The 16653-nt window shown below is 42.6% G+C and carries 18 protein-coding genes and 2 tRNA genes; 6 read left to right on the top strand and 14 right to left on the bottom strand.

All coding sequences use genetic code 11. The annotated features are described in order from the left end of the window. The 4 genes from J7M13_07720 to J7M13_07705 form a co-directional block, all read right to left on the bottom strand. Positions 1-184 (bottom strand): hypothetical protein (locus J7M13_07720; GenBank protein ID MCD6363863.1); only part of this gene is annotated, 184 nt, incomplete at its 3' end. Then, entirely contained in the window at positions 168-1067 is a 900-nt protein-coding gene (locus J7M13_07715; protein ID MCD6363862.1) for an HAD-IA family hydrolase, read from the bottom strand. The genes J7M13_07720 and J7M13_07715, both read right to left, overlap by 17 nt. Further along, positions 1012-1398 (bottom strand): helix-turn-helix domain-containing protein, encoded by a 387-nt coding sequence (locus J7M13_07710; GenBank protein MCD6363861.1) that lies wholly within the window; start codon positions 1396-1398, stop codon positions 1012-1014. Before J7M13_07710 ends, J7M13_07715 begins: the two co-directional genes overlap by 56 nt. Continuing rightward, a complete protein-coding gene (locus tag J7M13_07705) occupies positions 1313-1981 on the bottom strand; it encodes a bifunctional phosphoribosyl-AMP cyclohydrolase/phosphoribosyl-ATP diphosphatase HisIE (protein ID MCD6363860.1) in 669 nt (222 codons plus the stop codon). Before J7M13_07705 ends, J7M13_07710 begins: the two co-directional genes overlap by 86 nt. Positions 1982-2050: 69 nt before the next feature. On the opposite strand from J7M13_07705, the gene J7M13_07700 reads away from it, so the two are divergent. Then, the gene (locus J7M13_07700) at positions 2051-2956 is read left to right on the top strand and encodes an ROK family protein (protein ID MCD6363859.1); all 906 of its coding nucleotides are present in this window, start codon (positions 2051-2053) and stop codon (positions 2954-2956) included. Here the strand turns inward: J7M13_07700 and hisF are convergent. From hisF to J7M13_07655, 9 genes are read right to left on the bottom strand one after another with little or no spacing between them, the layout of a single operon-like run. Next, a complete protein-coding gene (gene hisF / locus J7M13_07695) occupies positions 2940-3704 on the bottom strand; it encodes an imidazole glycerol phosphate synthase subunit HisF (GenBank protein ID MCD6363858.1) in 765 nt (254 codons plus the stop codon). The two genes, J7M13_07700 and hisF, sit on opposite strands and share 17 nt — an antisense overlap. After that, positions 3694-4395 (bottom strand): 1-(5-phosphoribosyl)-5-[(5-phosphoribosylamino)methylideneamino] imidazole-4-carboxamide isomerase, encoded by a 702-nt coding sequence (locus J7M13_07690; GenBank protein MCD6363857.1) that lies wholly within the window; start codon positions 4393-4395, stop codon positions 3694-3696. Before J7M13_07690 ends, hisF begins: the two co-directional genes overlap by 11 nt. Further along, the gene (gene hisH, locus J7M13_07685) at positions 4389-5000 is read right to left on the bottom strand and encodes an imidazole glycerol phosphate synthase subunit HisH (protein ID MCD6363856.1); all 612 of its coding nucleotides are present in this window, start codon (positions 4998-5000) and stop codon (positions 4389-4391) included. Before hisH ends, J7M13_07690 begins: the two co-directional genes overlap by 7 nt. Continuing rightward, positions 4997-5572: an imidazoleglycerol-phosphate dehydratase HisB gene (gene hisB, locus J7M13_07680; protein ID MCD6363855.1), complete on the bottom strand. Its 576-nt coding sequence runs from the start codon at positions 5570-5572 to the stop codon at positions 4997-4999. The genes hisH and hisB overlap by 4 nt, the downstream gene beginning before the upstream one ends. Then, complete coding sequence (gene hisC, locus J7M13_07675) at positions 5533-6531, bottom strand: histidinol-phosphate transaminase (GenBank protein MCD6363854.1); 999 nt, start codon at positions 6529-6531, stop codon at positions 5533-5535. Before hisC ends, hisB begins: the two co-directional genes overlap by 40 nt. Then, complete coding sequence (gene hisD, locus J7M13_07670; protein MCD6363853.1) at positions 6516-7844, bottom strand: histidinol dehydrogenase; 1329 nt, start codon at positions 7842-7844, stop codon at positions 6516-6518. The genes hisC and hisD overlap by 16 nt, the downstream gene beginning before the upstream one ends. Next, positions 7841-8485: an ATP phosphoribosyltransferase gene (locus tag J7M13_07665; protein MCD6363852.1), complete on the bottom strand. Its 645-nt coding sequence runs from the start codon at positions 8483-8485 to the stop codon at positions 7841-7843. Before J7M13_07665 ends, hisD begins: the two co-directional genes overlap by 4 nt. After that, positions 8418-9599, bottom strand: a complete 1182-nt coding sequence (locus J7M13_07660; GenBank protein MCD6363851.1) for an ATP phosphoribosyltransferase regulatory subunit — start codon at positions 9597-9599, stop codon at positions 8418-8420. The genes J7M13_07665 and J7M13_07660 overlap by 68 nt, the downstream gene beginning before the upstream one ends. 56 nt (positions 9600-9655) lie before the next feature. Further along, entirely contained in the window at positions 9656-13021 is a 3366-nt protein-coding gene (locus J7M13_07655) for an SBBP repeat-containing protein (GenBank protein ID MCD6363850.1), read from the bottom strand. Positions 13022-13164: 143 nt separating this feature from the next. On the opposite strand from J7M13_07655, the gene J7M13_07650 reads away from it, so the two are divergent. After that, complete coding sequence (locus J7M13_07650; protein MCD6363849.1) at positions 13165-14028, top strand: VIT1/CCC1 transporter family protein; 864 nt, start codon at positions 13165-13167, stop codon at positions 14026-14028. On the opposite strand, the gene J7M13_07645 is transcribed toward J7M13_07650, so the two are convergent. Then, positions 14025-14447: an EamA family transporter gene (locus tag J7M13_07645; GenBank protein ID MCD6363848.1), complete on the bottom strand. Its 423-nt coding sequence runs from the start codon at positions 14445-14447 to the stop codon at positions 14025-14027. The two genes, J7M13_07650 and J7M13_07645, sit on opposite strands and share 4 nt — an antisense overlap. A 116-nt stretch (positions 14448-14563) precedes the next feature. Here J7M13_07645 and J7M13_07640 point away from each other — a divergent pair. The 4 genes from J7M13_07640 to hpt all read left to right on the top strand — a co-directional run bounded on the left by J7M13_07640 (position 14564) and on the right by hpt (position 16641). Next, positions 14564-14639: transfer RNA gene (locus J7M13_07640), tRNA-Met, on the top strand. A gap of 12 nt (positions 14640-14651) precedes the next feature. Next, positions 14652-14728, top strand: a tRNA-Met gene (locus J7M13_07635). Between the two features lie 18 nt (positions 14729-14746). After that, the gene (tilS, locus tag J7M13_07630) at positions 14747-16105 is read left to right on the top strand and encodes a tRNA lysidine(34) synthetase TilS (GenBank protein ID MCD6363847.1); all 1359 of its coding nucleotides are present in this window, start codon (positions 14747-14749) and stop codon (positions 16103-16105) included. Next, positions 16102-16641, top strand: a complete 540-nt coding sequence (gene hpt / locus J7M13_07625) for a hypoxanthine phosphoribosyltransferase (GenBank protein MCD6363846.1) — start codon at positions 16102-16104, stop codon at positions 16639-16641. Before tilS ends, hpt begins: the two co-directional genes overlap by 4 nt. Positions 16642-16653 lie beyond the last annotated feature (12 nt).

Below are 16653 nucleotides of genomic sequence, written 5' to 3'. Positions count from 1 at the left end.
CGAGAGCACCGGCGCTATAACCTAAGGCTATAAATATAGAGGATAGGCCCGCTATAAATGCGAGTATCTCAAGCATTACCGTTGGGGTAGAGCTCTTTCCCTCTATATCCTCGGTGGATAGACCTGCGACTTTAATACCTATGGGGTGCTTGCAGTTCCGTATACTATCATCTTTGATCAGCAAGGAAGGAAATCAGCCGAGTTCCGGGGAGCGGTTCCGAGGGAGGTAATTCTCTCTGCGGTGAGGAGAGCCTTGTCTCGATAATGTCTTTAATGTTAACGAAATCAATCAAAGGATAGCGAAAAAGACTTCTGTAGTTTAATACGCTTATTCTATCGTCTTCAGAATCTCCCACAAAGGTAGCGTGGTCTATCTTGAGTTTATAGACTAACTTGAATAAACCCCGAGGATCCGGTTTTCTAAAATCATCTGAGGTTATTATATGCTCTCTGCTTAAGTTTAACTTAAGAATGTTAAGCGCCAATGAGGTTTCTTTTAAATTTCTCCCGGTATATATGGCTATTTTAAAGCGCTTTTTTATATTAGATAGATCAATAAGTGGTTTCTCCTTTTTCCATAGCCCTTCTTCCTTCCATAGAGATGGTTTAAAGCCATATATTGATTCGCATTCCTTTCCAGCATAGATCTCCATACATAACTTTTTTATTTCTTTCTTTTTATCCTCTGGGATAAGTTTTCCTATTTTTTCCTCCAGGTTTCCCAAGCCATGCGGATTAAGAAACTGAAGCATCTTATGTGGAGAGCGAATTCGAAAAGAGGAACTCTCACGCAAAAGCCATTTCTGAATGAGGATAATAGAAATAGCAACTTCCCAGTCGTCATTAAACCCAGGAAATCTCTTGAATTCCTCTATTAGACTTAAATCTGGCTCAAATGGAGGGACTTTTTTTTCAATAAGCTTCCACCACGTTTCGGAGGCCTTGATTATCGTTGAGTAAAAGGAAGGTCTTACGTCAAGCAGCGTCCCATCGATATCAAATATAATGGCTTTAGGAAACCTCTTCTTCTTTATCACCTTCTTTATCTTTCTTCTTGAGTCTTTCAATTACCAAAGCGTATCCTCCTGCTCCGTATTCCAAGGCTCTTTTTACTCTGCTTATAGTTGCAGAACTTGCACCTGTTTCCTCAGCTACCTTTGCATAGGTATACCCCTCGGCGAGTAACTTAGCTACTTCAAGTCTCTGCGCAAGAGCTTTGATTTCCGCTATGGTAGCTATGTCCTCCAAAAAAGCATAGCATTCCTCTATCGTTTCAAGACACAAAAGAGCCTCACATAGCTGATCGGTAAACTCATTTCTCCACTTTTCCCAGTTTCCCTTTAAGCTCCTTTTCTTGCGTGGTCTTCCTCCTCTTTTTGAGTTCCTTCCAGACCTCACTTAACCTCACCCCCTCATAAGCTAAAATTACAAGTAAATGATACAATAAATCTGCACTTTCTGCAATAAGCTCGTTATTATTTTTATTCTTAAATGCCAGAATTACTTCAACAGCTTCTTCTCCAATCTTGCGAATAATTGCATCTTCTCCCTTTTTGATCAAAGAAGCAGTGTATGATCCTTCAGGTAGCTCTTCAATCCGTTCCTTTATGACTTTGTATATTTCCTCAAGTATAAATGCGGATACGGAGGCTGAAGCGTCATCGGACTCGTACATCACCCTATAAAAGCATGAGTAGTTTCCAGTATGGCATGCTACTCCTTTTTGCTCCACTTCTAAGAGCAGAGCATCAGCGTCGCAGTCATATCTAATTCTTACGACTTTTTGGGTATTCCCCGAGGTTTCTCCCTTTCTCCAAATCCTTTTTCTTGACCTGCTCCAGTAATGAGCATACCCAGTTTCGAGCGTCTTCTTCAGCGCTTCTTCATTCATGTAGGCGAGCATGAGCACCTCTTTTGTTTTATAATCTTGGGTGATAACTGGTATCAATCCATGTTCATTGAAGCTTAAGTTCATTGACATCTCTTCCTCCTTTTTTGCTCTATTATATCACCTCTTTACCCTGTTTTAAATAAATGGAGGTGAAAAATTATGAAATGTGCCATAGGGGTTGATCTTGGTGGAAGCTTTATAAAGTTCGGGGTGGTTTGCGAGAATGGGAAATTGAGGGATTTCAGGAAAGTTAGAACTCCTGAAGGAAGAGAATTTGGTGATGTTATCGGCGCTATAGTTTTTCAGGTTAGGGAGATGAAGAAGGCTCATCCTATCGATTGCATAGGAGTAGCCTCGCCAGGTAGCGTTACCGCTGACGGCACCGTTATATTTTCTCCAAACTTTCCTTCCTGGAAGATGGTCGAACTTAAAAAGGTTCTTGGGGAAAAGCTTGGGATGAGAATAACAGTGGATAACGATGCTAACGCTTTTGCATTTGGGGAGAAAGAGGTGGGGTGTGCTCAGGGGGTGGATGATTTTATACTTTTAACTCTTGGTACGGGTGTTGGTGGAGCGGTCTTCTCAGGAGGTAGATTTGTGCGAGGTAGCATGGGGATAGGAGCGGAACTCGGACACATTCTCGTTGGTGAGAGGGGTCCCGTCTGTGGATGTGGAAATATAGGATGTTTAGAAACTTACGCTTCGGCAAGCGGTATAGCTAAGCTTGCTGAGGATGAGGGGTTAAGTGAGAAGCAGAGAACTCCCATTGAGATTTTGCGTCTTTATCGTAAGGGGGATTTAGGAGCACTAAAGGTTGTAGAAAAAGCCGTGAAGTATCTTGAGCGTGCTCTTATAAGCTTTGTTCATATCTTTAACCCGAAGCTCATAGTTTTCGGAGGAGGACTGTCTAAAGGGTGGAGGGAAATTCTCTGTGATCTTCAGGATAGAGTTAATTCTAAAGTCATGCCAAGCTTCAGAGGATCTTTTAAGATTAAATTTTCATCTCTTCATGAGGAGGCGGGAGTTCTGGGAATAGCCTTAATGGCTCTTAAAGGCGAACGTTGATTCCGCTTTCCCTTAAGAATAACTTGAGTTTTTTAATTCTTATTTTCCCATAGTGGAACAGGGTGGCGGCGAGTGCGGCGTCAGCCTTTCCATCTGAAAATACCCTTACGAAATCTTCCTTTTTCCCCGCTCCGCCAGAGGCTATCACGGGTATAGAAACGCTTTCGGATATAGCGCGCGTTAATGATAAGTCGTAGCCGTCCTCAGTTCCATCTCTATCCATGCTCGTTAGAAGTATCTCTCCGGCTCCCAGGCTTTCCACTTTTTTAGCCCATTCTACTGCATCTATTCCGGTTGGCTGTGTTCCACTTTTTATGAAGACTTCCCATCCGCTTTCGGTTTTGCCGGTCTTTTTGGCATCTATAGCTACCACCGTACACTGTCTTCCGAATAGAACGGCGGATTCAGTTATTATACCCGGGTTCAAAACTGCAGCGGTATTTATAGAAACTTTGTCTGCTCCTGCGAGAAGGGCATTTCTAACATCTTCTATGCATCTTATTCCTCCGCCAACGGTTAGTGGTATAAAAAGTTTTTCGGAAACTCTTTCTATAACCCTGAGCATCGTTTCTCTGCCTTCAATTGAGGCAGTTATGTCCAGAAAGACCAGCTCATCTGCTCCTTCATCGTTATAAACCTTGGCTAACTCTACCGGGTCTCCTGCGTCCCTTAGGTTAATGAAGTTTATGCCTTTTACCACTCTTCCGCCTTTAACATCGAGGCAGGGAATTATTCTTTTAGCAAGCATCTCTAATCACCTCAAGGGGTAATTTCCTCTCATAAAACGCTCTTCCTATGATTACCCCGTAAGCGCCTGATTTTTTTAAAATTTCTATATCTCTCGGGGTAGATACGCCTCCTGCGAATATGATCCTCGTTTTCGGACCTCTACTGAATTCTTTCAGGAGGTTTTCTTCAATTCCCTCGAGCGTTCCATCTCTGTGGGTTAGAGTGATTATGAAATCATTGAATCCTATTTCCTGGAGCCTCTTCATTAGCTCCCATCCCTTGAAGTTGCTTCTTTTTTCCCATCCGTGGCTTTTAACAAAGCCGTTCTGGTCTATATCTATAGATACTATTATTCCTTCTCTTTCCTCTACCAGTTTCTCTATCTCATTAGACAGCGCTAAGGTACCTATTATAATGTAATCTATATCTGTTTTGAGCATTTCTTTCAGGGTAGGTATATCTCTTATTCCTCCTCCGAATTCTATCTCTAACTCTGTGATTTTCTTGATTTTAAGAGCTAATTCAAGGTTCACAGGGTGGCCGATCTTAGCTCCATCCAGATCTACGATGTGGAGTCTTTTCGCTCCCGCTTCTTTAAAGCGTTCTGCTACTTCGATAGGATCTCTTTTAAAAAGCTCTCTGTTAAAGAGCCCCTTATATAGCCTGACACATGAGCCTTCCTTTAGATCTATCGCCGGTATTATCAGCATCTTTCCTCAAGCCTCTTTAAGGCGATTTCAATAAGTCTTAATCCCCAGTTTCCTGATTTTTCAGGATGAAATTGAAATCCCAAGAGGTTTTCCCTTCCGACTATAGAAGGGAATATCACGCCGTATTCGGTTTCTCCTATTATTACCTCGCTTTCCTCGGGAAGAACGCAATATGAGTGCGCGAAATAGAAGTATTTGGGAAAGGGAAAACCCTCAAGCAGTGGGCTCTCGCGCTTTAACGATACCTCGTTCCATCCCATATGAGGGAGCGATAATCCTTTCACCGGAAGTTTCCTAACATTTCCCTTTAGAATTCCCAAGCCGGCGTGCGTTCCCTCTTCCTCGCTTTCATCAAAAAATAACTGCATTCCTAAGCATATCCCCAATAACGGTTTGTTTCCAGCCCATTCTTTGATGAGATCAACCCAACCTCCCTTCTTTAGCTTTTCCATCGCGCTTCCGAACGCCCCTACCCCGGGCAAAATCAAAACGGATATGCCTTTCGTTTCCGGTACGTTAAGTATCCTGAATTTCTTCTCGAGAAACTTTAGCGCATTTGCAAGACTTCTTAAATTTCCAGCTCCGTAGTCTATCACTCCTATCAAACCTTCATCGCTCCTTTCGTTGAGGGAATCCCTTCATCTCTCTCGAGAGCCATTCTCAGCGCCCTTCCGACTCCCTTGAAGATCGCCTCCGCTATATGATGTGCGTTTTTCCCTCTACGCTTTGAGATATGTAGCGTTATAAATGAGTTAGAGACGAAAGCTCGCCAGAATTCCTCTATAAGTTCAGTTTCAAGCTCTCCGATCTTATCCCTTTCGAAGTTAACTTCAAAGTGAAGAAAGGCTCTTTCCGCTAAGTCAAGAGCTACTTCTACAAGAGCGTCATCCATGACCATTAGGAAAAAGCCAAAGCGCCTTATTTGGGTCCTGTCTCCAAGCTCTTCGTGAAAAGCTTTTCCAAGCGCTATTCCTATGTCCTCTACCGTGTGGTGGTTGTCAACTTCTGTATCCCCTTGTGCTTCTATATCGAGGTCGAACTTAGCGTGGAAGGATAGGGAGGTTAGAAGGTGGTTAAGAAACCCTATAGGCGTTTTAATCTTCGCATGTCCGCTTCCGTTAATGTTAAGGTTTACCCTTATGTGAGTTTCTCCTGTAGCTCTTTCAATGAAAGCCAGAGCCTTTCAACCTCCTCTCCTTTCCCTATGCTTATTCTGATATAGTTTCCACTTATATCTGGCTTTCTTATCTTTATGTTTCTTTTCTCAAGAAGCTCAACGATATTTAAATCGCTTCTGAGGATTTTACATAGTAAAAAGTTTGCCTGCGATGGGTATACCTTCAATAGAGATGAATTGAGAAGTTTGTTATAAAGCCACTCTCTTGCCTGAATGATGTGCTCTATGCATGATTTAACCCATTCTTCTTTCTCAAGGAGAAAAAGGGCGATTTCCTCTGAAAATGCACTTAAGTTGAAAGGAAGTCTCACTTCTTCAAGCCTTGAGATCAGGCTTTCATTCGAAATGGCATATCCTACTCTCGCTCCTGCTATTCCGAATGCTTTTGAAAAGGTTCTTAATATTATAACGTTGCTAAACCTCTCAAGAAGCTTTAGCAAACTTCTTCCGGAGAACTCGTAGTAAGCTTCATCGATTATGGTTATACCTGGGTTTGCTTCAACGAGATTTTCTATCTTTTTCTCCTCCCATAGGTTTCCGGTTGGATTATTGGGATATGCTAAAAATAGAATTGCTCCTTCTGCGGTAGCTTTCTTCATCTCTTTCATAGGAAGATCCCATGTTTCCTCCACGAGGGGAATCTTTATTACTTTGAGCTTAAAAAGAGGAGCTAATGTTTCATACATAGTAAAAGTTGGGTGAGGTATGACAACTGGAAGGCCTTCTCTTCCAAAGGCGATGAATATATAGAGAATAAGTTCATCGGAACCGTTTCCAATGGTTAAGTTCCTCTCGCTTATTGAGAACTTGTTAGCCAGTGCTCTTTTTAATCGGGAGTATTCTGGATCTGGATATCTGTTAATGTTTACTTTTAAGAGGCGTTCTTTTAGCTCTTCTTTAAAGGAAGCCAGTGGATTGAAGGGATTCTCATTTAGATTAAGCCTCAGTGTCCCGTCCATCGTGGTCCCTCCCCTTTTGCGCCTTTGCTTTCCTTCCTGATCTTTATGGATAAGGCATGTCCTTGAAGTTTCTCAGCTTCCGCGAGGATTACAGCTGGCATCGATAGCTCCTCAAAACCCCTTTCGGATAAGGAGAGAAAGTTAATAACCTTTGTGAAATCCCCGACGCATAGTGTAGAGGAGAATCTTGCAGTTCCAGAAGTAGGAAGTATATGGTTAGGTCCTCCTACGTAGTCTCCTATAACTTCAGAAGTGTAATTTCCAAGAAAGATGGTTCCCGCGTTTTTAATCTTGGGCAGTATCGAGAAAGCGTCTTTGACCTGTATTTCGAGGTGCTCAGGTGCTATGGCGTTTACCACCTTTATACCATCTTCGATGTTATGGACGATTACTATACCCCCATAGGTTCCCAAAGCCTCTTCTACTATTTCCCTGCGTGGAAGATCCTCTATTAAGTGATAGATCATACAGTGCACGCTTTCTGCAAGCTTGTTTGAATCAGTTATTAGAATTGAGGAGGATAGAGGATCATGCTCAGCCTGAGAGATTAAGTCTGCTGCCACCCATGAGGGATTTGCTTCCTCATCTGCGAGAACGCATATCTCGCTCGGCCCGGCTAAGGAGTCTATTCCTACTTCTCCCATAAGTAGCTTTTTCGCTGAAGTTACGTAAATATTCCCGGGTCCCACTATTTTGTCTACCTTGGGGATAGTTTCCGTCCCAAGTGCCATTGCCGCTATCGCCGTGGCTCCTCCTGCTCTGTAGATCTCACTTATTCCGAGCTCTCTCGCGGAGAAGAGAATGCTAGGAGATACGCTTCCGTCAGATGAGGGAGGTGTGCAAACTATAATCCTCTTGACGCCGGCTATCTTGGCCGGAACGGCGGCCATCAGCAGAGATGATGGATATGGAGCTCTTCCTCCCGGAACGTAGATACCAACGTTTTCAATCGGTACGACCTTTTGTCCCAGGATGTTTCCGTTTTCCTCTTCCATCACCCAGGATTGGGGCTTTTGCCTTTCGTGAAACTTGGAAATTCTTTCTATCGCTATCTTAATAGCTTTTTTTATCTCGGTTGGAACGAGCTTGGCTGATTCATTTATATCTTTTTCGCTTACCATGATATCCCTCTCGCTCAGCTTAGCGCCTTGAAACTTTTCTATGTCTTCTAAAATAGCCTTGTCTCCAAGGAGCTTAACCTTCTCTATTAACTCCTTTACTCTTTCCTCTATCTCGCCATGGGTAGGTTCCCTCGCGGAGGCGATTTCCTCGATGAACTTAAGTGCTTCCTCGATCCCTCTTATGATTTTCAAGACCTATCACCCTCCTCTAAAATCGACGCTAATTCAAGAATCTCGTCTGTTCTCGTTTTATAGCAGACGGGATTCACTATCAGTCTCGCACTCACCTGCGCAACGCTTTTTATGATCACAAGGTCATTTTCTCTTAATGTCCGTCCCGTTTCCTTAAGATCGAGAATAACATCTACCAGATTTACGAGGGGTGCGAGTTCCACAGAACCATAGAGCTTAACGATATCCATTTGGATACCCTGATAACTCAAAAAGTCTTCTGCTATTTTAGGATACTTGGTCCCGAGTCTTTTCCCCCAAAGGAGCTCTTTTTTAAAAGATAATCCGCTTGAGCGGGGGGAGGCTATTACGAGTTCGCATCTTCCTATTCCGAGATCAGCTATTTCGTAAACTTCCTCGTTCCTCTCCCAGATTACGTCGTTTCCAACTATTCCAAGGTCGGCTGCCCTTCTTGAAACATAAACCGGTATATCAAATGGCTTTGCTAGGATAAACTTAAATCCGTTCAGCTCTATGATGAGCTTTCTGCTTTTGGAAAATCTCTCATAAGGCTCGTTAAACATTCCCATCTTGTTAAAAAGCTCTATTATCTTCCTTAGAAGCCTTCCCGTCGGTAAGGCTATCGATAAGTTTGCTTTCATCTATATCTTCCCCTTCCAGCTTTAAAAAGGTGTTAGGTCTTTTTCTTTTCAGAAAGAGCTGTTCATCGGCATTTGGAGGGATAACTAATACCTTAAAACCTCTATCTCTTACCGCTTTTGCTATTCTCAGCGCTTCTTTAAGATCTCTTCTTATCTCTGTTATCTTTATTAGAAGATCAATCCTTCCGTCCTCGATAGGAGAGGGGAGAGTTCTAAGAGATAAAGCGAAGCCCACCGCGGGTATGCCGAAAAGCCTATCATACCTTCCTCCTCCACCAAATACCTTTCCTTCAAGGGGATTACTAAGCTCAAATATAATACCGGTATAATAGTCGAATTTTCTTACCATACCCAGATCGATTATTACTTCCTCAAACTCTATATTTTCTGTGATCTCCTTCAGCTCACCAAGAGCATTTTCTATAGCTGGTGAGTCAAAGGGTATATGGATCCTCTCTAAGATTTCTCTTTTTCCCCTAATTAGCGGAAGCTTAGCGAGAAACCTTCTCTGATCCTCCGGTATATTCATAAACGCTATGAGTTCTCTATAAAGCACGAGATTTTTGGAAGCGAGAGAGGCTATCAGAAGTTCTCTGTATTCTTCATCTTCGGTTAATGAGTTTAATATTTCATTTATTAGGTTAGCGTGATTTAGATCTACTATTGGTCTTTCTATTCCTATGGCTTTCATGCTTTCTATCGCTATATTAAGAACCTCTATGTCTGCACATATTGAGGAATCTCCGAAGACCTCAACGCCTATTTGTGGAAATTCCATCGGCTCTTCCCGTGAGAAAACCATGCCTCTATAGTATACCTTTATGGGATAAGGCTCTCTTGAAAGATGTGTCAGGGCTATTCTTCCGGTTGGTTTAGTAAGCTCAGGTCTCAAGGAAAGAATTTCTCCCTCTCTATCTATTAGCTTGTAGACGCTTTTTTTGTAATCTCTGCCTAATCCCTCGGTGAGAAACTCATAATACTCAAAACTTGGAGGTATAACTTCTTCATATCCCCAGCTTTCAAAGAGGGAGGAAAGCTTTTTCTCTATTTCTCTTAATCTTTTCGCTTCTGATGGAAGATAATCCTTACAACCTTTAGGTTTAATCAGCTTCATTTTGTTTAACTATCGATTTAGCTCGATAAATTAGAATAATTAACGCTTATAATCTATCATACGATCTTTCTTTTGTCAAGGCATCTTAAGAGAATCAATAAGAGCGGGAAGATGTATATAATCGGGAATAAGAGATTCTTTTGGGGCTTTCTGGTGGCAGAACATCCTCCACCCGATTTTCTTCCGCCCTCAAGGCTTATTCTCGCTACGAATGCGTCCTCTCCTCCCGAGTTTGAGTTTACAGCTTCCGGAAGATCAGTCGAAAAGGTATAACCTGCAACCGTTATGTCGTCGTCGGATTTCACATAAAGCGCTCGTGCGATGTCGCTATTCTTGCCCCCGAAAAATGATCCCATTTCAATTCCGTTCAGGGTGTCGTCTATCTTTGCCAGAAAACTATCTATTTCTCCTGAGTTTTCGTTTACAAAGCCGGGTATCCTTTCGGAGGAGCTATAACCGCATATATAAATTCCATCGGGGAGAACCGAGAGTTTCGTTCCTATATCGTTCTTTTCTCCGCCTATGTATAGGCTCTTTTCAACCTTCGTTAAATTATCGTCTAACTGTGCGACAAAAGCATCTCCCTCACCGGATTTTTCATTCAAGCTACCTGACAGGTCTTCTGAGTAGGTCGTTCCCGCTATATATATATTTCCATTTTCGGCGATCTGAATGGAGAGGGATGAATCTATACTGCTTCCACCAACATATATGGTTCCTTTTATCTCGGCGAGATCTGAAGAAATTTTAGCCACGAAGGCATCCCAGAAACCGTGGTTGGAGTTAGAGGCTTTGTAGAGATCGTTAGAGAGCGTTTGCCCGCAGATATAGATATCTCCCTTCGATGATATCTTAAGATCTGTCCCTATGTCTGCTTCGCTCCCTCCCACATATATGCTTCGTTCTATCTCGCTCAAATCAGGGGGAATTTTAGCTACGAAAGCGTCTTGGGTTCCAAACAGCTCATTTGATGCGTTTGGGAGATCTCTTGAGTATGTGTATCCGGTTACATATATGAACCCATCGTTGGAGATATCCATTGAGATCACATCATCATAAGCGCTTCCTCCGATGTATATTGTCTTTTTCACATCGTCGAGATCCGGAGATACCCTTGCTACGAATCCCTTTGAGTATCCCTTAAACTCACCGGTCGCGTTAGGAAGATCGTTCGAAGTAGTGTGCCCAGCTATGTATATATCTCCCGAGGGTGAGAATGATAGGGCTAAGGCGTAGTCGTGGCTGTTTCCTCCTATGTATATCATTGCCTTAACCTCTTTTAGATCGGAGGAAAGCTTTGCTATAAAGGCGTCTTCCATGTTGTGAAGGGCGTTTTCCGCCACTGAGCTAAACTCAAGAGAGTCTGTTTTCCCAGCGACATATATTTCACCGGAAGGCGAGGGTTTTAGCGCGTAAATTTCATCCCATCCATATCCTCCGAAATAGAAACTGCTCCTTATCTCACTTAGGTCAGAGGAAATCGTGGCAATAAAGGCTTTGTTTTCCCCGCATTGAAAGCTGTTTAAGGACTTCGGTATATCGCTTGAGGATGTCGTTCCAGATATGAGTATCGTTCCATCAGCCATAGCGAGAATGCCGTTAACCTCATCATAGTCGCTTCCCCCGAAATAGAGGCTTTTTTCAATTTTACTTAAATCTGGTGCTATTATTGCAATGAATCCGTCCCCTTTTCCTGAATATGAGTTCACCGTCTTTTCAAAATCTTGAGATCCGGTTTCCCCTCCAATTAGTATCCTTTGAGAGCTTTCATCCTGGTATAGAAGATGAGCTTCATCGTAATCGCTTCCTCCTATGTAAAGTGCTTTTTCTACTTCGCTAAGATCAGGGGATATCTCGGCTATGAAGCTATCCATGTCTCCACCGAAGTATTCGTTTAAAGCTCCTTGAAAATCGTGAGAAGATGTTCTTCCAGCTATGTATATGTTTCCATCATGGCTTATCTCAATGCTCCTGGCTATATCTTCTCCACTTCCTCCGATATATATCGTTTTATTTATTTCCGTTAAGTCGAGGTTTAGATTGGCGATAAAAACGTCGGCTTCTCCTCCTTTGTATTCGTTTATCGAATTTGGAAAATCGTTTGAATTAGTTCCTCCGGTTATATATATGTTTCCATGCGAATCAATCGTTATATCGAGGGCACTATCACTGCCTGTTCCTCCCACAAATATAGATTTTTTAATCTGACTTAGGTCAGCGTCTATCTCAGCTACAAATCCATCGTAATTAACTCCGTGAAGGTGATTTGAGGCGTTTGGTAGATTCTGTGAGCATGACTCTCCCGCTATATAGATATCTCCGGAGGGTGAGAGAGCTATTCCATACGCGATATCGTCGACATACCCTCCGATGTATATGCTCTTTTCCACTCCGCCTAAGTCTGGCGATATCTTGGCTACGAAAGCATCGAAGTTTTGGGAAATATGGTTCACAGCGTTTGGAAAATCAACGGAGTTTGTATCACCCGTGACATATATCTCTCCCGAGGAAGTTATCAGTAAATCGCGTATTCGATCATCGCCTGAACCTCCCACATATATACTTTTCTCTATGCTCTTTAAATCCGGACCTAGCTTGGCTATAAATCCGTATCTTCTGCCAAGCGGGTTATATGGTCTCTCGTCTGAAGCAGGTAATCCAGTTGATATGGTATATCCTGCTATATATATTCCAGAAGAACTCGTCTTGAGGACAAAGCTTTCCGTCCAGGTATTGTCTCCTTTGCTTCCTCCCAGATATCTCACCGTTAGAACAGGATCGATGTAAAGCGGAAGATTCGTATTATAATTTCCGACTTTAAATCCATAACGGTTTTTCGATATAAGCCTGTAAGAGATCGCTATTTCTCTTCTTTTTCCCCTTAAGATCTGATAAGCGATGGGCTTGCTGAAATAGACATCTTTTGATATGCATAGATTTCCTTTTGAATCTAATTTCAGCTTATTAGTTCCTTTAAACTCAATGCTTATAACGTTTGGAGAACTTCCTGGCAGAACGGTGAAGATCTTTTCGATCTTTTTATCATATGCTACGAGAGTCAGGTTTACTCCTGGATAGGTGTTTTTTAGAGTGATACTCTTGAAAGTTGGTATATTCCTATACCATTTTCGCGGATCTTTTCCCACGAAGTAGCTGACGCGTGTGGAAGATGGTTCGCATATAACACTACTTGGGAGGTTACCAAAGCGTTCTATTAAGAACTTTCCGTTAGGCAGGGAATAGACTATTTCCCCGTTTTTCATGATATATACCGCGTTTTCGGAGAAAGTCGTGGCATAGTAAGAGATGTTTTGAGGAAGCTGTCCGATATTTTTGATGAAAGGTATCTTAAGGGGAGTAGCAAACGCCGTCGCCACGTGGATTAACACAAGCAGCACCGAGATAAGTAATAAATTAATCAAGATTTTTCACCTCCGTTTCCATTTTATATCTTTTACCCTTGCTTGAAAAGCTAAATCTTTAAAGAAGTTTATTGTCTGAGCTTGACTATGCTGGCTGACTGTTTTAGCCTATCTATAGAGATTAAAAGAGGGGGTAAGCTTTGATGGATAGGGATTTAAAAAGTGTAGTTCTCGATCTGCAGAGGAGCGAGATAACACAGTACGCGGTTTACATGAGCATAGCTCAAAGACTTAAAGGAGCTAACAAGAGGATCCTTGAGAACATAGCTCGCGATGAGCTGAAGCACTATGAGAAGTGGAAGGAATACACGGGGAGAGATCTTAAGCCGTCCCGCTGGGAGATATTCAAGTATATCCTGATAGAGAAGGTTTTAGGTTTGACCTTCGTTATTAAAATGATGGAAAAGGCGGAAGAGAAAGCAGAGGAACATTATGAGAGAATTCTCGATGCTATACCCAGTGCCAAAGAAGTGCTTGAGGATGAGAAAAGACACGAAAGAACGCTGGTGAAAATGATAGATGAAAACAGGCTTAAGTACATAAGCTCAATGATATTGGGAGTAAGTGACGCTATAGTTGAACTTACTGGTGCGATAGCGGGAATGACCTTTGCCTTTCGGAACTCGAGTATAGTGGGAATAGCTGCCATGATAACGGGAATAGCTGCTGCGCTTTCTATGTCCGTTTCGGAATATCTTTCGCAGAAATCCGAATCTAAAGAAGGTAAAAGTCCTCTTAGCGCTGCGTTTTATACTGGAATAGCTTATATGCTTGCGGTTTTCTTTCTCGTTGTTCCTTTCTTTACATTTAGCATATTTATCGCCTTAGCGTTTTCGCTTTTAAGTGCACTTGTGATAATAGCGATTTTTACCTTCTTCGTGTCTGTGGTCAAGGAAAAATCGTTTAAGGGGCTCTTTCTTGAAATGAGCATACTGAGCTTTTCCGTTGCAGGTCTTTCTTTTATAATAGGAATTATAGCTAGGAGATTCCTTGGAGTTGATATTTAGCCTCTCTTTATTAAAAGCACGCCAAGTATTATCAGCCCCATTCCTATTCCTCGGGTAAGGGTAATCCTTTCACTGAGTAAAAGCATCGAGAGGATCACTGCCACTAATGGATATGAGGAAACTATAGGGACCACGAGAGATACCTTACCGGCTTGCAGTGCCTTAAAATAAGCGAAATGACCTATAACGGATGCTGCTATTCCCTCAGCTATTAGGAGAGTCCATGTTCTCGCATCTAAGCTTTTAACGCTCGTTAAGGATGAGGTAATCGCTCCCCATATCCCAAGAGTGATGAGAACTCCTAAGGTTCGAGCCAAAAGGGCGCTAAAAGGATCGCTTTTCGCTAACCCCAGCTTGGCGAAGATAGGCCCCAATCCCCAGCACACCATCGCTAAGAAAGCCCAGAAAAACCAGTTCATGCTTTATACCCTCCTTTTGCTTCTGGATAAGCTTATTTTATCAGTATTTATCTACCATCTTGATTTATGCAAAACTTGACTTTTTGGGGTAAGCTCAATATAATACTAAGCGGGAACGCGGGGTGGAGCAGAAGGTAGCTCGTCGGGCTCATAACCCGAAGGTCGCGGGTTCGAGTCCCGCCCCCGCAACCATTTTTATTAAGTGGCGGTGTAGCTCAGCTGGCGAGAGCATACGGTTCATACCCGTAGGGTCCAGGGTTCGAGCCCCTGCACCGCCACCATTTTTTATTTATGTGTGAATGTTAATAGAAAAGGTAAAACAAACAATAGAGGAGTATGGGCTTTTTAAAAGGGGAGATAGGGTTTTAGTTGGTGTCTCTGGAGGAATAGATTCCGTAGTTTTGCTCGATGTGCTGGTTGAGCTGTCCCCCGTTTATGATATTTACCTCCATGTCGTTCACCTCGATCACATGATCAGAGGGGAGGATTCCTACGAGGATTCCCTGTTTGTTCAGCGTCTGGCTCTTAAATATGGTTTGGGTTGTACTGTAAGCAGAAACGACGCGAGGCTCTTAGAAAAGGGAGAGTCCCTTGAGGAATCTGCAAGAAGGGTTAGATATGCCTTCTTTAACCGCTGCTTGAGAGCCCTAAGAGCTGATAAGATAGCCCTCGCTCATAACGCTGATGATCAGGTTGAAACCGTCTTGATGAGAATCTTGAGGGGAACCGGACCAAAAGGTATCTGCGGTATGCGTCCCGATGCTTTTCCCTATGTCAGACCCATTATTAAGGTTTGGCGCTCTGAGATAGAGAGCTACGTTCGTCAGAAAGGGCTTTCCTACAGAGTGGACATAACGAATTATGATACCCATTATCTCAGAAACAAGATAAGGCACGTTCTTCTTCCGATTTTGAGTGAATATAATCCTTCCGTTAAAAAAGCCATATTCAGGCTTGCTGAGTTAATGTGGCTTGAGAGGGATTTTGTTGATAGAACGGTAGAGGAGTTTTTTGAGCGGGTTGCTTTGCGGGGTGATGGCTCTTACTGCTTTAAAGTAGAAGCTTTGAGGAAGGATCACTTTCTCTTTCTTGAGGTTCTGAGAGAGGCGATTCGAAGGCTTAAGGGAAGCCTATATGGTTTTTCTAAGGAAGATCTCGATGCGGTTTGGGACAGGGGTAAAGGAGCTTATGATCTTCCTAAGGGGATAAGAATAGAATATGGGAAGGAAAAGATGTGTGTTTTTTTAAGAAGAAAATCTATTAAGGATAGAGACTGGTTTCAGAAGCTTAAAATTCCAGGTATAACTGAGATTCCCTCGGGGGAAATAGTCGCAGAATATGTTTCTTTTTTTAGAAGACCTTCCAGTGAGAGGGAAGCTTTTATAGATGCTGAAAAGGTTAAGCTCCCCCTTTTTGTAAGAAATAGAAGGGCGGGAGATAGAATCCAACCGCTTGGAATGAGGGGAAGCAAAAAGCTTAAGAAACTCTTGGCAGAGGCTGGTGTTCCCTTAGAAGAGAGGGATAAGGTGCCTATCATTATTGATTCGGAAGGGGATATAATCTGGGTGGGAGGAGTAAGGCTTTCTGAGAAGGGGAAGGTTGAGCCGTCTACGCGGGTTGTACTTCATTTAGTTTACGAGAGGGAGGGATGGAAATGAGATCAGCTATAGACAGAGTTCTGATATCTTCCGATGAGATTCAAAGGAGAATAAAGGAACTTGCCGAAGCTATCACGGAGGATTATGAAGGAAAGGAGCCTGTATTCATAGGCGTTTTAAAGGGCGCAATTATGTTTATGTCCGATCTTCTGAAAAATATTCCTTTTCATGTGGTCGTGGATTTCATGGCGGTCTCAAGCTACGGTTCTTCAACCGAGACGAGTGGAATAGTGAAGATAGTGAAAGATCTTGATATGGATATAAGGGGTAGACATGTTCTCGTTGTGGAAGACATCATAGATTCTGGGCTCACGCTTCACTACCTTCTTGGTATCCTTGCTTCGCGAAATCCCGCGAGCCTTCAGGTGTGTACCTTGCTTAATAAGCCTGCAAGGCGTAAGATAGATGTTCCGGTTGCGTATATTGGCTTCAATATAGCTCCTGAGTTCGTTGTAGGGTATGGATTGGATTTTGCAGAGAGATATAGGAACCTTCCAGATATATGTGTTTTGAAGTCGGAAGCGTATAAAAAGTAAGAATGTGGTATA

The sequence above is a fragment of the Synergistota bacterium genome, assembly GCA_021159885.1.
In the GTDB taxonomy this organism is placed as follows: Bacteria; Synergistota; GBS-1; order GBS-1; family GBS-1; genus AUK310.
This window is presented reverse-complemented; position numbering and strand designations above follow the sequence as displayed.

Bases quoted from the DNA above. Each gene is read 5' to 3' on its own strand.
- J7M13_07705 (MCD6363860.1), bottom strand. From the start codon at position 1,981: ATGTCAATGAACTTAAGCTTCAATGAACATGGATTGATACCAGTTATC.
- J7M13_07700 (MCD6363859.1), top strand. From the start codon at position 2,051: ATGAAATGTGCCATAGGGGTTGATCTTGGTGGAAGCTTTATAAAGTTC.
- hisF (MCD6363858.1), bottom strand. From the start codon at position 3,704: ATGCTTGCTAAAAGAATAATTCCCTGCCTCGATGTTAAAGGCGGAAGA.
- J7M13_07690 (MCD6363857.1), bottom strand. From the start codon at position 4,395: ATGCTGATAATACCGGCGATAGATCTAAAGGAAGGCTCATGTGTCAGG.
- hisC (MCD6363854.1), bottom strand. From the start codon at position 6,531: ATGGACGGGACACTGAGGCTTAATCTAAATGAGAATCCCTTCAATCCA.
- J7M13_07665 (MCD6363852.1), bottom strand. From the start codon at position 8,485: ATGAAAGCAAACTTATCGATAGCCTTACCGACGGGAAGGCTTCTAAGG.
- J7M13_07660 (MCD6363851.1), bottom strand. From the start codon at position 9,599: ATGAAGCTGATTAAACCTAAAGGTTGTAAGGATTATCTTCCATCAGAA.
- J7M13_07650 (MCD6363849.1), top strand. From the start codon at position 13,165: ATGGATAGGGATTTAAAAAGTGTAGTTCTCGATCTGCAGAGGAGCGAG.
- J7M13_07645 (MCD6363848.1), bottom strand. From the start codon at position 14,447: ATGAACTGGTTTTTCTGGGCTTTCTTAGCGATGGTGTGCTGGGGATTG.
- tilS (MCD6363847.1), top strand. From the start codon at position 14,747: ATGTTAATAGAAAAGGTAAAACAAACAATAGAGGAGTATGGGCTTTTT.
- hpt (MCD6363846.1), top strand. From the start codon at position 16,102: ATGAGATCAGCTATAGACAGAGTTCTGATATCTTCCGATGAGATTCAA.